Annotated in this window: 16 protein-coding genes; all 16 read right to left on the bottom strand. The window is 39.2% G+C overall.

Features of this window, described 5'->3' with window-relative positions; translation table 11 throughout:
• Positions 1 to 177: 177 nt before the first annotated feature.
• Positions 178 to 2,253 (bottom strand): type I DNA topoisomerase, encoded by a 2,076-nt coding sequence (gene topA / locus ACFX4W_RS09510; RefSeq protein ID WP_028410804.1) that lies wholly within the window; start codon positions 2,251 to 2,253, stop codon positions 178 to 180.
• Between the two features lie 154 nt (positions 2,254 to 2,407).
• Positions 2,408 to 3,289: a DNA-processing protein DprA gene (gene dprA, locus ACFX4W_RS09515; protein WP_043976470.1), complete on the bottom strand. Its 882-nt coding sequence runs from the start codon at positions 3,287 to 3,289 to the stop codon at positions 2,408 to 2,410.
• A 63-nt stretch (positions 3,290 to 3,352) separates the two neighbouring features.
• Positions 3,353 to 4,255: a succinate--CoA ligase subunit alpha gene (gene sucD, locus ACFX4W_RS09520; RefSeq protein WP_013058889.1), complete on the bottom strand. Its 903-nt coding sequence runs from the start codon at positions 4,253 to 4,255 to the stop codon at positions 3,353 to 3,355.
• A gap of 18 nt (positions 4,256 to 4,273) precedes the next feature.
• A complete protein-coding gene (gene sucC, locus ACFX4W_RS09525; protein ID WP_013058890.1) occupies positions 4,274 to 5,434 on the bottom strand; it encodes an ADP-forming succinate--CoA ligase subunit beta in 1,161 nt (386 codons plus the stop codon).
• 368 nt (positions 5,435 to 5,802) lie between these two features.
• A complete protein-coding gene (locus ACFX4W_RS09530) occupies positions 5,803 to 6,570 on the bottom strand; it encodes a ribonuclease HII (protein ID WP_043976467.1) in 768 nt (255 codons plus the stop codon).
• A gap of 107 nt (positions 6,571 to 6,677) precedes the next feature.
• Positions 6,678 to 7,544 carry a ribosome biogenesis GTPase YlqF gene (gene ylqF / locus ACFX4W_RS09535; protein WP_028410801.1) on the bottom strand — a complete coding sequence of 289 codons (867 nt, stop codon included), beginning with the start codon at positions 7,542 to 7,544 and terminating at the stop codon, positions 6,678 to 6,680.
• A 21-nt stretch (positions 7,545 to 7,565) separates the two neighbouring features.
• Positions 7,566 to 8,117 carry a signal peptidase I gene (gene lepB / locus ACFX4W_RS09540; RefSeq protein WP_013058893.1) on the bottom strand — a complete coding sequence of 184 codons (552 nt, stop codon included), beginning with the start codon at positions 8,115 to 8,117 and terminating at the stop codon, positions 7,566 to 7,568.
• A gap of 180 nt (positions 8,118 to 8,297) precedes the next feature.
• Positions 8,298 to 8,642: a 50S ribosomal protein L19 gene (gene rplS, locus ACFX4W_RS09545; RefSeq protein WP_013084808.1), complete on the bottom strand. Its 345-nt coding sequence runs from the start codon at positions 8,640 to 8,642 to the stop codon at positions 8,298 to 8,300.
• 161 nt (positions 8,643 to 8,803) lie between these two features.
• Positions 8,804 to 9,544: a tRNA (guanosine(37)-N1)-methyltransferase TrmD gene (gene trmD, locus ACFX4W_RS09550; RefSeq protein ID WP_097824512.1), complete on the bottom strand. Its 741-nt coding sequence runs from the start codon at positions 9,542 to 9,544 to the stop codon at positions 8,804 to 8,806.
• Positions 9,544 to 10,056 (bottom strand): ribosome maturation factor RimM, encoded by a 513-nt coding sequence (gene rimM / locus ACFX4W_RS09555; RefSeq protein ID WP_013058896.1) that lies wholly within the window; start codon positions 10,054 to 10,056, stop codon positions 9,544 to 9,546. The genes trmD and rimM overlap by 1 nt, the downstream gene beginning before the upstream one ends.
• Positions 10,057 to 10,068: 12 nt before the next feature.
• Entirely contained in the window at positions 10,069 to 10,452 is a 384-nt protein-coding gene (locus ACFX4W_RS09560) for a YlqD family protein (protein WP_097824513.1), read from the bottom strand.
• A 151-nt stretch (positions 10,453 to 10,603) separates the two neighbouring features.
• Positions 10,604 to 10,834 (bottom strand): KH domain-containing protein, encoded by a 231-nt coding sequence (locus ACFX4W_RS09565; RefSeq protein ID WP_013058898.1) that lies wholly within the window; start codon positions 10,832 to 10,834, stop codon positions 10,604 to 10,606.
• 11 nt (positions 10,835 to 10,845) lie between these two features.
• Complete coding sequence (rpsP, locus tag ACFX4W_RS09570; protein WP_013058899.1) at positions 10,846 to 11,118, bottom strand: 30S ribosomal protein S16; 273 nt, start codon at positions 11,116 to 11,118, stop codon at positions 10,846 to 10,848.
• A 136-nt stretch (positions 11,119 to 11,254) separates the two neighbouring features.
• The gene (ffh, locus tag ACFX4W_RS09575; RefSeq protein WP_013058900.1) at positions 11,255 to 12,598 is read right to left on the bottom strand and encodes a signal recognition particle protein; all 1,344 of its coding nucleotides are present in this window, start codon (positions 12,596 to 12,598) and stop codon (positions 11,255 to 11,257) included.
• Between the two features lie 12 nt (positions 12,599 to 12,610).
• A complete protein-coding gene (locus ACFX4W_RS09580) occupies positions 12,611 to 12,943 on the bottom strand; it encodes a putative DNA-binding protein (protein WP_025750337.1) in 333 nt (110 codons plus the stop codon).
• Between the two features lie 273 nt (positions 12,944 to 13,216).
• Positions 13,217 to 14,215: a signal recognition particle-docking protein FtsY gene (gene ftsY / locus ACFX4W_RS09585; RefSeq protein ID WP_013058902.1), complete on the bottom strand. Its 999-nt coding sequence runs from the start codon at positions 14,213 to 14,215 to the stop codon at positions 13,217 to 13,219.
• Positions 14,216 to 14,231 lie beyond the last annotated feature (16 nt).

The raw sequence follows: 14,231 nt of genomic DNA on the forward strand, positions 1-14,231 counted from the left end.
TTCTATCATTTTCCTTATTCATTCACTTGTCTGTTCCTTTTTTAACGGGACAAAGAAAATGCGACATTACTCAATGTCGCTAATAACGTTTCCATTTTAGCACATGAAGCAATGTCGCCGCATCTTATATAACTGCTATTTTTAAATTTAAAGTGTGGGAATTCATCCCATTCTCTTTTACTGCTGAGCTTCCTCTTTATAATCACAACTTGTACAGACGACTTGAGTTCCTTTTTTCTGTTTCTTCTCCACAAGCAGGTTTTCACATTTCGGACATTTTCTTGCAATCGGCTTATCCCAAGATACGAAGTCACAGCCCGGGAATCGATCACAGCCATAAAATGTACGCTTTTTCTTCGATTTTCGCTCAACGATATTTCCTTCTTCACATTTCGGGCACTTTACGCCAATCTCTTTTACAATTGGCTTTGTGTTGCGGCAGTCAGGGAAATTAGAGCATGCCATAAATTTTCCGTAGCGTCCCATTTTGTATACCATAGGTGAACCGCATTCTCCGCAATCTTCTCCGGCAGGTTCATCTTTAATCTCCACTTCGCGCATTTCTTTTTCAGCATGTTCTAAGCGTTTTTCAAAATCACTGTAAAATTCGTCAATAACACGCACCCATTGAACATTACCATCTTCCACTTCATCCAAATCGTTTTCCATTTTAGCTGTAAACTCTACATCTAAAATTTCCGGGAAAAACTCCAATACAAGCTCTAGTACAATTTCTCCAAGTTCTGTTGGAACAAAACGCTTGTTATCGAGCGCTACGTACCCGCGCTTTTGAATCGTGTCAAGTGTTGGAGCATATGTAGACGGTCGGCCAATGCCTAGCTCTTCTAATGTCTTGACTAAACGAGCTTCAGTATATCTTGGCGGCGGCTGTGTGAAGTGCTGCTTTTCATCGATGTCTTTAGAATAAGCTACTTCTCCTTCTTCTAAGTCTGGAAGAAGATTTTCTTTTTCCTCCACTTGATCATCATTGCCTTCAACATACACTTTCATAAAGCCTGGAAATTTAACTTTGGAGCCGTTTGCTCTAAATGTTACGTCTCCATTTTTCAAATCTACAGCCATTGTATCCATAATTGCAGGTGCCATTTGACTAGCAACGAAGCGCTCCCATACTAGCTTATACAGTCGATACTGATCACGCGATAAGAACTCTTTTACCTCTCCTGGTTTACGAAGAGCTGAAGTTGGACGAATCGCTTCGTGGGCATCTTGCGCGTTCGAATTTTTCTTTTCTTTACGCTTTTCCGTTGCCACAAACTGATTTCCGTATGCGTTCGTAATGTAATCTCTAGCTTCCGTTTGAGCTGTTTCTGAAATACGAGTAGAATCGGTACGCATATACGTGATAAGACCTACTGTGCCTTCTTTTCCTAAATCAATTCCTTCATATAATTGCTGCGCAATCATCATTGTTTTTTTCGCTCGGAAGTTCAGTTTCCGCGCTGCCTCTTGCTGTAATGAAGACGTGGTAAAAGAAGGAGCCGCATTACGCTTTCGCTCACGTTTTGTTACTTTAGAAATTGAAAATTCATTTCCATCTAATTGTTTAACAATGTTGGTTACATCATTTTCATTCGATAGCTCTACTTTTTTTCCTTGATATTCGATCAACTGGCCTTCAAATTGGTCGTTCCCTTTTTGAAAAGTTGCTTTTACCGTCCAGTATTCTTCTGGGATAAACTTTGCAATTTCTTTTTCACGATCAATAATTAACCGCACTGCAATTGATTGAACCCTTCCGGCACTTAATCCTTTTTTCACTTTTTTCCACAGCAATGGACTGATGTTGTAGCCAACCAGCCTGTCAAGAATACGGCGTGCTTGTTGAGCATCTACTAAATCCATATTAATTGCTCGTGGATGTTTAAAAGATTCTTTAATCGCTTCTTTTGTAATCTCATTAAATACTACGCGGCAGTCCGATGCAATGTCTACATCCAAACTGTGCGCCAAGTGCCATGCAATCGCTTCTCCTTCACGGTCTGGATCGGCTGCTAGGTAAATCTTCTTTGCTTTTTTAGCCGCTGTTTTTAGTTCTTTTAAAACCGGGCCTTTCCCGCGAATTGTAATATATTTCGGATTGTAATCCTGTTCAATATCAATTCCCATTTGACTTTTAGGTAAATCGCGAACATGTCCCATCGATGCTTTTACTTTATATTTCTTTCCTAAATAACGTTCAATTGTTTTAGCCTTTGCAGGCGATTCTACAATTACTAGGTAGTCAGACATCTATTTGTTCCTCCTCAAGAGGTAGAATAAAATCTTCATTATTATTAAATATTTGGTTCTTGTTTGTCAAATGTCCAAAAGATAAGTCATACGATTTTACTACGTATCTCACTAGTATTTCATACCATGCAAGAATATGACTACTTTGAAACATTCATCTTATATACATCATTTCATCTGTAATATCAGCAGCGCTTTGCACAAGTTTTGCCCCTAATTGGATTAACTTATTCGTTCCACATGATGTTTCTTCAAAAATAGAACCCGGTATGGCAAATACTTCTCTTCCTTGCTGAAGCGCCTGGTCGGCGGTAATAAAAGATCCACTTCTTTCTTTTGCTTGCACCACCAACGTGCCTCCTGTTAATCCGCTAATGATTCTGTTTCTGCGAGGGAAAAACCATTTTGTCGGCTTCATAAACGGGGCATATTCAGAAAGCAGCAAATGATGCTGCGCAATTTCTCTTGCTAAATTTTGGTTTCCTCTTGGGTAAATATTATAAAACCCTCCGCCTAAAACTGCAATCGTTTTAGCTTTTTCAGCGATAGCCAGTTCATGAGCAGCCTGGTCAATCCCTAAGGCCAGTCCACTTACAACGACAAATTCTTCATGCAGCATCGGCTTAACAATATGAGTCAGAGCTGCAGTTCCATACGAAGTGGGGTTCCTTGTTCCTACAACGCTTAAGCTTGCCGTAGCGTGTAGGAGAGAAATCTTTCCTCTTGCAAATAATACCCAAGGCGGATCATAAATATGGCGCAAAAGTTCAGGATATTCATCATCTAGGATGGTGACACATTGAATATTCTCAGCGTCATATTTATCTAGAATATCTCGTATTGGAATAGTTTGCAAATCTTTTTTTATTTGATTAGCACGTTCAATCGAGAGAGTCAATAGTTTTTGAAGCTGTGATGGAGAGTACTCGTAGAGATTTTGTAATGAAGAATTCTGTTGAAGTAGCGTAAAAATTTGTTTCCAATTAACAGATGGACAATGTGCTAAATGAATTAATTTTTCCCGTAAATCAGACATTCTACAATCTCCTTTTTAAATGGACAAAATAGCCCCCAGTCAAAGGAGGCTATATGTCTTCTATTAATGAGTCTTACACTGCTCGTAAATGCCTTGTTCTTTTAACACTTTAATAAGTGTTTCTCCCATAACAGATGGTGTTTCAGCTACTTGGATACCGCACTCATTCATTGTTTTAATTTTTTCAGATGCTGTCCCTTTACCACCTGAAATAATAGCACCAGCATGGCCCATACGTTTTCCTGGAGGTGCTGTTTGACCGCCAATGAAGCCGACCACAGGTTTTGTCATGTTTGCTTTTACCCATTCTGCCGCTTCTTCTTCTGCCGTACCGCCGATTTCACCAATCATAATTACTGCATACGTATCTTCATCTTCATTAAACGCTTTTAATACATCGATAAAGTTCGTGCCGTTCACTGGGTCACCACCGATACCAACAGCTGTTGATTGGCCAATGCCAGCTTCAGAAAGTTGATGAACAGCTTCATATGTTAATGTACCAGAACGTGAAACTACACCTACATGACCTTTTTTGTGAATGTACCCTGGCATAATTCCAATTTTACATTCTTCCGGTGTAATAACACCTGGGCAGTTAGGTCCCACAAGGCGCGTACGTTTTCCTTCCATATAACGCTTTACTTTTACCATATCTAATACTGGAATACCTTCCGTAATACAAATAACTAAATCTAAATCTGCGTCAACTGCTTCAATAATGGAGTCAGCTGCGAATGCTGGCGGAACATATACAACAGAAGCCGTTGCGCCTGTTTTTTCTTTTGCCTCGGCAACCGTATTAAATACCGGAACACCTTCTACTTCTAAGCCGCCTTTACCTGGTGTTACGCCACCAACAATTTTCGTTCCATATTCTAACATTTGCTGTGTATGAAAAAGGCCAACTCCGCCTGTAATTCCTTGTACAATTACTTTTGTATCTTGATTAATAAATACGCTCATTCCTATCCCCCAGCCTTTCTATTTCACTAGTGAAACGATTTTTTGTGCGCCGTCTGCCATAGATTCAGCAGCTGTGATATTTAAGCCTGATTTTTGTAAAATTTCTTTTCCAAGTTCAACGTTTGTTCCTTCTAAGCGAACAACTAATGGAAGGCTTAATCCAACTTGTTTCGTTGCTTCAACAACACCTGTTGCAATAACATCACATTTCATAATCCCGCCGAAAATATTAACGAAAATACCTTTTACATTTTGGTCAGATAAAATAATTTTGAATGCTTCTGTTACTTTTTCAGCAGTTGCGCCGCCCCCAACATCCAGGAAGTTAGCAGGGTCGCCTCCGTAATGTTTAATAATATCCATCGTTGCCATTGCTAAACCTGCACCGTTTACCATACAACCGATATTACCATCTAGTGAAATGTAGCTTAAGTCGTATTTAGATGCTTCAATTTCTTTAGCATCTTCCTCTTCAAGGTCACGATATTCAAGAATATCTTTTTGACGATACAGCGCATTTGAATCAAAGTTTAACTTCGCATCCAATGCCATAACGTCTCCGTCACCTGTTACAACTAGAGGATTAATCTCTGCAATTGAGCAGTCTTTTTCAACAAATACTGTATATAAACCTGTCATGAACTTAACTGCTTTTCCAACTAGTTCTTTTGGAATATTAATATTAAATGCAAGTCTGCGAGCTTGGAATGCTTGTAAACCAATCGCAGGATCCACATATTCTTTAAAGATTTTTTCAGGCGTTTTTTCCGCCACTTCTTCAATTTCAGTTCCACCTTCTTCAGAACCCATCAATACAACTTGAGACGTTGCACGATCAAGAACTAAACCGATGTAGTATTCTTTCTTAATATCGCATCCCTCTTCAACTAACAAGCGCTTAACTTCTTTTCCTTCAGGGCCTGTTTGGTGTGTTACGAGGGTCTTTCCTAAAATATCTTGTGCATATGTACGAACTTCATCTAAGTTTTTTGCTACTTTGACACCGCCCGCTTTACCGCGTCCACCAGCATGGATTTGTGCTTTCACCACTGATACTTGTGAACCTAATTCCTTTGCTGCTTCAACTGCTTCTTCAACAGTAAAAGCTACTCGACCGTTTGGTACTGCAACCCCATATTTTCTGAGTAGTTCTTTTCCTTGATACTCATGGATATTCATTTCCCATCCTCCTAACATAATCAACCACAAAACTATACTGCACAAAATAGACTGCGCTTTCATTGTATAAAAATAATTGTCTAATTGTCTACTATTCTAGTGAAAAATATTGAAATAATAAGAAAATTGATATTTTTATGGAGATAGTACTTAACCATACCTTATGAGGTCAATGAGACTCTGCGGACGTTAAACGTACGGTTGATCATGTAAATCAACCTTCACAACTGAAGCGAACTGAGAAGAAAATAATTTACGAACTTCACCCTCTGCAATATCTCCACTTAAATAAGCTATATCCTTTTTGAGCCTAAATCCCGCATGTGAAACATGCGCTAAAAAGCAGAGATATGCTTGGGTATCATGTTCTAGTTTACTTGGTTTTTTATTGGTGCAAAAGATCGGCGGTGTTCTGGCAAAATTCCATATTGTTCGATTGCTTCTAAATGTTGTTTTGTTCCATATCCCATATGTTTTTCGAATCCGTATGCAGGATAGCGTTCACCAAGTTCTTTCATCATTCGATCTCGCGTCACTTTTGCAATAACAGAACTTGCAGCAATGGAAATGCTTGTAGCATCGCCTTTGATGATTGACTGCTGCGAAATAGGCACCGGCAGCTTCATCGCATCAATAAGCAGTTCATCAGGCTGAACAGCTAGAAGTTCAATTGCTTCAGTCATTGCCTTTTTTGTTGCTTCATAAATATTAATAGAATCAATGACCTCTGCGTCTATAATACCTATACCGATAGCGACAGCGCTTTTACAAATTTCTTCATAAAACGCTTCTCGCTTTGCTTCTGATAACTTCTTTGAATCCGTCAAACCAGGGAGAAAAAAATCCGGCGGCAAAATAACAGCAGCAGCTACTACCGGTCCTGCTAGCGGTCCTCTTCCTACTTCATCTACTCCGGCAATATAGGTTGCTCCTTGATTGTATAATTCGTTTTCATATGCCATCATTTCATCAAACTGTTTCTTCAAGCGCTCAGCGGCTTCAAATTGCCTTTGTTTTTGAATAATAACCTGCTGCACACCTTTACGCTCATCTTGCGCATATGCCTTAAATAAAGCATCTTCCGGGCTTCTCACTTGCTTTAGTTCTTCTTTTATTTCCTTAATACTCTTTTTCATTAGCTCCACCTTCTTTATATCAACATTTCCATGCGGCACTTTTACATAAAAAACGCCTCATGCTAAAAAGGCAGAGGCGTTTTTTGTTTCAGTTCGCAATGTATTGCTTACAGCTGCTGTTCAGCTTCACTTGGATCATCAAATGTAAAGGTGCCAATTTTATCCGTTCGAATTTCTCGAAGAACAAGCTCAGCCGTTTTATCGTAATCCACCATGCCGCCACCCATTAAACAGCCGCGGCGCGACCCAATTGCATCAAAAAGCTCTACAATGTCTTCAGGGATTTCATTTAAATCATAACGCTGCTTTAATTGTTCTGGGTAATGGCTAGTTAAGAAGCGCAGCGCATAAACAGCAACATCTTGCATATTTAAAATGGTATCTTTAATAGCACCCGTTGTCGCAAGCTTATATCCAACTGTTTCATCTTCAAACTTAGGCCACAAAATACCTGGCGTATCAAGTAGCTCCAGCTCATTTCCTACCTTAATCCACTGCTGTGCTTGCGTCACACCTGGACGATCTCCGGTCTTGGCGATTTTTTTACTGGCAAGGCGATTAATCAGCGTGGATTTACCAACGTTAGGAATCCCTACAATCATCGCTCGAATAGCGCGGGGTTTTTTGACTCCTTTTGCGCGCATACGGTCAAACTTCTCTTGAAGAAGTTCTTTGGAAGACGAAACAATTTGTTTCATTCCTTTACCTGCTTGTGCGTCAATAGCTAAGGCATAAATACCTTGTGCTTTGTAATAATCTAGCCACTGCTGAGTAACGCGCGGATCAGCTTTGTCCACTTTATTCAGCAATACGATTCTCGGCTTGTTCACAATAATCTCATCAATCATTGGATTTCGCGATGATTGCGGAATGCGTGCATCAACCAGTTCGTATACAATATCAATCAATTTTAGCTTTTCAGTTACTTGTCTTCTGGCCTTGGCCATGTGGCCAGGAAACCATTGAATTGTCATATTTTACTCACCTTTTATATTTTACTTTGCAAAACGTGCTTCTTTAATCGGCCAGTATACGGCGCTCGTTTTACCAAGCACCTTGTCCATGCTCACAAAGCCAATCTGACGGCTGTCTTTACTGTAGCGTCGATTATCTCCCATCACGAACAAATAGCCTTCTGGCACGGTCTTTTTACCCGTTACGTCTTCTAGTTTAAAATCTTCGGTTAAATTACCGTCAATCACTTCTTTTTTATACTGATCTAAATAGGGTTCTTTATAAGCTTTTCCATTTACATATAGCGTATCATTTCGATACTCAATATGATCACCCGGCAGTCCGATAATACGTTTTATGTAATCTTTTTCCGCTGTAGCATGAAAAACAATAATATCAAAGCGATCAGGATCACCAATCTTATAGGAGAACTTATTTACAATCATTCGATTTTGGTCATGCAGCGTAGGCATCATAGAAAGTCCATCTACTACAATCGGTGCAAACAAGAAATAGCGAATTACAACAGCTAACAGTACGGCAATGGCGATTGCTTTTATCCATTCCCACAGTTCATTTTTCTTTCGAGCCATCTTCAGTCCTCCAACTCTTATGTCATACCTTTATTTTAAACGATAATGTTTGAAACGCCTAATAAATAAATAGAATAAAAAAATGATGACTTGTACGTCTATTTTTTACTGTCAGAGAACGAATCGTTCTAAAAAAACATTTGAAAAAAGGAGCTTGTATAAACAAGCTCCCCTTTACTATTATCGAATTTCTTTAATACGCGCAGCTTTACCACGTAATTCACGTAGGTAATAAAGTTTCGCACGGCGTACTTTACCGCGGCGCATTACTTCGATTTTTGCAATTTTTGGCGTATGAAGTGGGAATGTACGCTCTACACCTACACCGTAAGAAATCTTACGTACTGTAAATGTTTCGCTGATACCACCGCCACGACGCTTAATAACAACACCTTCAAATACCTGAACACGTTCACGAGTACCCTCAACGATATTTACGTGTACACGTACAGTATCACCAGGACGGAACGTAGGAAGATCTGTTTTTAATTGTTCTTTTGTAATCTCTTCGATTAATTTTTGCATCGCGTGTTTCAACTCCTTCCAACAGACGCTCATACCAATGCTTTTCAATCATTGCAGCGGAACATCGTTATAGGTGACCAGACATCTGCCCAAGCCACAAAATCTATCTTAGCACACTCTTATACCGTATGCAACAGAGTTTATGCATAAATTTTATGGATTTATGAAAGCTGATTTTCTTCTTTTAATTGAGCTACTAGTTTCTTTTGCTCTTCTGTTAGCTCTATCTTTTCAAGCATATCCGGTCTTCGAAGCAGCGTGCGCTTTAAAGACTCTTTTTGGCGCCACTGTTCAATTTTTTTATGATTTCCTGACATAAGTACTTCAGGAACCGTTAAGCCTCTAAAATCAGCGGGACGCGTATAGTGGGGGTGCTCTAGTAAACCGGTACTGTGTGAGTCCTGTACAGCTGAATGATTATTGCCAAGCACATCGGGAAGCAGGCGAACAACGCTATCGATCACAACCATTGCACCAAGCTCTCCTCCAGTTAATACATAGTCACCAATTGAAATTTCATCAGTTACCAGCTGCTCACGAATTCGTTCATCATATCCTTCGTAATGACCGCAAATAAAAATTAAATGCTCTTCTGCTGCTAGCTCTTCTGCTTTTGCCTGTGTATAGCGTTCGCCCTGCGGACAAAGCAAAACTACCCGGGGCTTCTTGGCTGTTTCAGTCAGCTTTTCTACAGCGTCAAAAATAGGCTGAGGCGTCAATACCATTCCAGCACCTCCGCCGTAAGGATAATCGTCCACATTTTGATGTTTGTTCGTAGAATATTCTCGGAAATTAACTACATTCAGTTCAACCGCATTTTTTTCCTGTGCTTTTTTCAAAATTGATTCACCAAAAACACCGTCAAACATAGAAGGAAATAGCGACAGTACATCAATTTTCATTAGTCCAATAACCCTTCCATTACTGTAATAACAATCTCTTTTTCATCTATATCAATAGATTGTACAACGTCGTCGATGTAAGGAATAAGAACTTCTTTTCCGCCTTTTTTAACAACCCACACATCATTAGCTCCCGGCGTTAAAATTTCTTTGACCGTTCCTACCTCTACTCCGTCTTCTGTTTTTACTGTACAGCCAATAATTTCGTGGAAATAGAATTCACCGTCTTCTAAATCCGTTAGCTGCTCCTCAGGGATTTTTACTTCGCAGTTTTTATACTGCTCAACATCATTTACGTTTTGATAGCCTTCGAATGTAAGCAGATCAAAATTTTTATGCCTGCGGTGGCTTGCTACTGTTACTTCTACCGGCTCGCTTTGCTTTTCTTTGAAGATATAAAGTTTATTTCCTTTTTCATAACGCTCATCAGCAAAATCCGTAGTTGATACAATACGAACTTCTCCTTTTACACCATGGGTATTCACAATTTTTCCAACCTTAAACCATTTCATACTTCTTCACCTCTATCTAATCTCAACAACTTTGCTATCTTTTATAATAATTGTTTTACTTTCTTTTATCTTTTCCCAATCATCGCCGATTTCTACCTCTACCAAGGCATCCAGTTCCGTTTCAACGAGTTCGCTCCCTAAAGGAAGCTTTTCTAATTGCGTCAGCTGAAAGTTCAACACTTCAATTTTTTCAAGGCGAGCGGATTTTTCTTTTTCAAACTGACTATGTAATAAAGAAGAACCTTTATTGGCTTTTTCCATGTGCTTTAACTGAAATTTCAGCTGTTCCATTTCTTTTTCAAGCGCCTGCTTGCGATTTATAAAACGATTTTCAAGATCTTGTTTGCTTGCTTCAGTTAACACTTGTTTCACAACCACTTTTTGAATAATGTTCAAAACGTTCCCTCCGCTCTCAAGATAGTGACCTTGTGCTTTTTACATGCATATTGAAATAGCTGCTTCTTGCTCGCAAAAGACTTACTGTGATCAAAACGTTCATCTTATCATAACATAAAAAAAGGGCGAGGTTATCCCTCTCCCTTTTTGATTACTCTTGAATTTTCACATACACTTTTTTACCTTGCTGTGATGCTGCTGCATTCACAACAGTTCGAATCGCTTTTGCAACGCGGCCTTGTTTGCCGATTACTTTGCCGACATCTTCTTGGTGAACAGTAAGAATGTACGTCACTTGACGTTCATCTTCTTGTTCCTCCACTTTAACATCAGCTGGGTAATCAACAAGCGGCTTTACAATTGTTTCGATTAGTGATGTCATCTCGAGTGAAATTATTTTCCTAATTTAGCATTATGGAATTTTTCCATGATGCCTTCGTTAGAGAAAAGGTTACGAACTGTATCAGATGGTTTAGCACCATTTTGTAACCATTTAAGAGCTAGCTCTTCATCGATTTTAACTTCAGCTGGTTGAACTACAGGATTGTAAGTTCCAACTACTTCGATGTAACGTCCATCACGTGGTGAACGAGAGTCTGCTGCTACGATACGATAGAAAGGAGATTTTTTAGCTCCCATACGTTTTAAACGAATTTTTACTGCCATTTTATAAAGCACCTCCGAATATGTTTCAACAAGATAATATAATATCAAATAGGTAAAATGTTTGTAAAGGTTTTTTTCTTAACACTAGAAAAATATTTTATTTTCTTTGGTTTTTCAGTCCAAATCAAGCGTTTTATCATGAAAAGAATGGAAGTTTCATACCCTTTTTCTTGCCTTTTGACATATTTGTCATTTGTTTCATCATTTTTTTCATGTCTTCAAATTGTTTAAGCAAACGGTTGACTTCTTGTACAGAACGTCCGCTTCCTTTTGCAATACGCTTTCTTCGACTTGCATTAATGATTTCAGGGTTTGTTTTTTCCGCTTTCGTCATAGAACGAATAATTGCTTCTACATGATTAATTTGCTTTTCATCCACCTGCAGGTTTTTGAGCCCCTTTACTTTATTGGCGCCCGGAAGCATACCAATCAGCTCATCAAGCGGTCCCATTTGACGCACCTGAGCAAGTTGATCTAAAAAGTCATCAAATGTAAATGACTGCGTGCGCAGCTTAGCTTCAAGCTCTTTTGCTTTTTCAGCATCTACATTTGCCTGAGCCTTTTCGATAAGCGTCAGCACATCACCCATACCTAAGATACGGGAAGCCATACGCTCTGGATGGAATGCTTCAATAGCATCCATTTTTTCTCCAAGACCGACAAACTTAATTGGTGTATCGGTTACTGCACGAATAGAAAGCGCTGCACCACCGCGCGTATCGCCGTCTAGTTTCGTTAATACAACTCCAGTTAATCCTAATTGCTTATTAAAGCTATCCGCAACGTTTACTGCATCTTGACCCGTCATCGCATCGACAACAAGGAAAATTTCGTCTGGGTTAGAAAGCTCTTTAATCTGTTCTAACTCCTCCATTAAATTTTCATCAACATGCAAACGTCCCGCTGTATCAATTAATACATAATCGTGATGCTCTTCTTTCGCATGAGCAATAGCTTGTTTCGCAATCTCCACAGGACTTACTTGATCACCTAATGAAAAAACAGACATGCTAAGCTGTTTTCCTAGTGTTTCAAGCTGTTTAATAGCTGCCGGACGATAAATATCTGCTGCTACAAGCAATGGATTACGGTTATATTTTTTACGTAATAAATTGGCAAGTTTACCGGTTGTTGTTGTTTTACCTGCACCTTGAAGTCCAACCATCATAATTACAGTTGGAGCTTTTGGAGCTACTGCAATCTTGCTTTGCTCTCCGCCCATAAGTGCAGTTAATTCTTCTTGTACAACCTTAATAACTTGTTGTCCAGGCGTTAAGCTCTTAAGAACGTCTTGACCTACAGCACGTTCGCTTACGCGCTTAACAAAGTCTTTTACTACTTTAAAGTTTACATCGGCTTCTAAAAGGGCAAGTCTAACTTCACGCATCATTTCTTTAACATCAGCTTCGTTAACTTTTCCTTTTCCTTTTAACTTTTGCAGTGTGCTTTGCAAACGGTCGGCTAATCCTTCAAATGCCATATACGCCGCCCCCTAATCTAATTTCTCGAGCGAATCAAGAAGAGAAGAAAGCTTACTGTTCTTGTGTAAGTCGGCTGCAAGTTCGTCTTTCAGTTGTTGAACAATTGATTGACGCTCTTGAAACCGTTGAAATAACAATAGCTTTTCCTCATATTGTTCAAGCATTTGCTCTGTACGTTTTATATTATCATAAACTGCTTGACGACTCACATCAAATTCTTCCGCTATTTCACCGAGGGAATAATCATCCAAGTAATAAAGTGACATATAACTTCTTTGTTTGGGCGTCAACAGCGCCTGATAGAAGTCAAATAAGTAATTCATTCTTGTTGTTTTTTCGAGCATATGCACGCTCTTTTCAACCATCTGACCGCCCCCTTGTTAAGTGAAAAGCCTTTACATGTTATTAGTTTAACTAGGCGAGGTTTGAATGTCAAGTTTTTTCCTTAACACCTCACATTTTCCCACTTAAAAGAGATGGAGATATAACTAAATTACTTCAATTTAAAGAAGAATAAATATGAAACCTGCATCCACCCTGCTAATAAAAAAATCCGAACGATTAATCGTTCGGATCGCCCTTCAACTAAGATACTTATATCCCAGCCTCTTTTTAGATTACGCCTCTTTTTCTGTTTCTTCTTCTACAGCATTGGCAAATAACCCATAGATATATTGCTCCGTGTCAAACGGCTGAAGGTCGTCCACTTTTTCTCCAAGTCCAACGAATTTAACAGGAAGCTTCAGTTCGTTTCGAATGGCAAGAACAATTCCGCCTTTAGCCGTACCATCTAGTTTTGTTAACACAATTCCCGTCACGTTCGTTGCTTCTGAGAATGTTTTAGCCTGACTTAAAGCATTTTGACCCGTCGTCGCATCAAGTACAAGCAGTACCTCATGAGGAGCACCAGGAATTTCTCGTTCAATAACACGCTTTACTTTCTCTAATTCTTTCATTAAATTTACTTTATTTTGAAGGCGCCCTGCTGTATCACATAATAAAACATCTGCTTTTCGAGCCTTAGCTGACTGAACAGCGTCATACATGACAGCGGCAGGGTCAGAGCCTGCAGATTGCTTAATAACATCCACACCAACGCGTTCTCCCCATACTTCTAACTGCTCAATCGCACCGGCACGGAACGTATCTCCTGCTGCCATTACGACTTTTTTGCCTTCTTGTTTGAATTTATGCGCAATTTTTCCAATTGTTGTTGTTTTCCCAACGCCGTTTACCCCTACAAACAAAATCACCGTTAAATCATTTTGCTGCATATTCAGTTCACCAATCTGCTCTTCACCAGATTCATAAATATCAATTAATTTCTCAGAGATGACAGCCTGTACATCTTGAGGATCCTTAATATTACGGCGTTTCACTTCCGATTTTAAGTCATCAATTAAATCCAACACGGTAGCCACACCGACATCAGCACTAATTAAAATTTCTTCTAATTCCTCAAAAAACTCTTCGTCTACTTGACGATAGCGAGACACTAGATCATTCACGCGTTCTGAAAAAGAATTGCGCGTTTTTGATAGTCCATCTTTAAATTTTTGGGTAACAGAATCGGTTTGCATTGTAATTTTTTCTTTTAGTTTCTTAAAAAAGCTCATTCGTACCACCCTTTCA

This window comes from Priestia sp. YIM B13489 (assembly GCF_042787645.1).
In the GTDB taxonomy this organism is placed as follows: Bacteria; Bacillota; Bacilli; order Bacillales; family Bacillaceae_H; genus Priestia; species Priestia megaterium.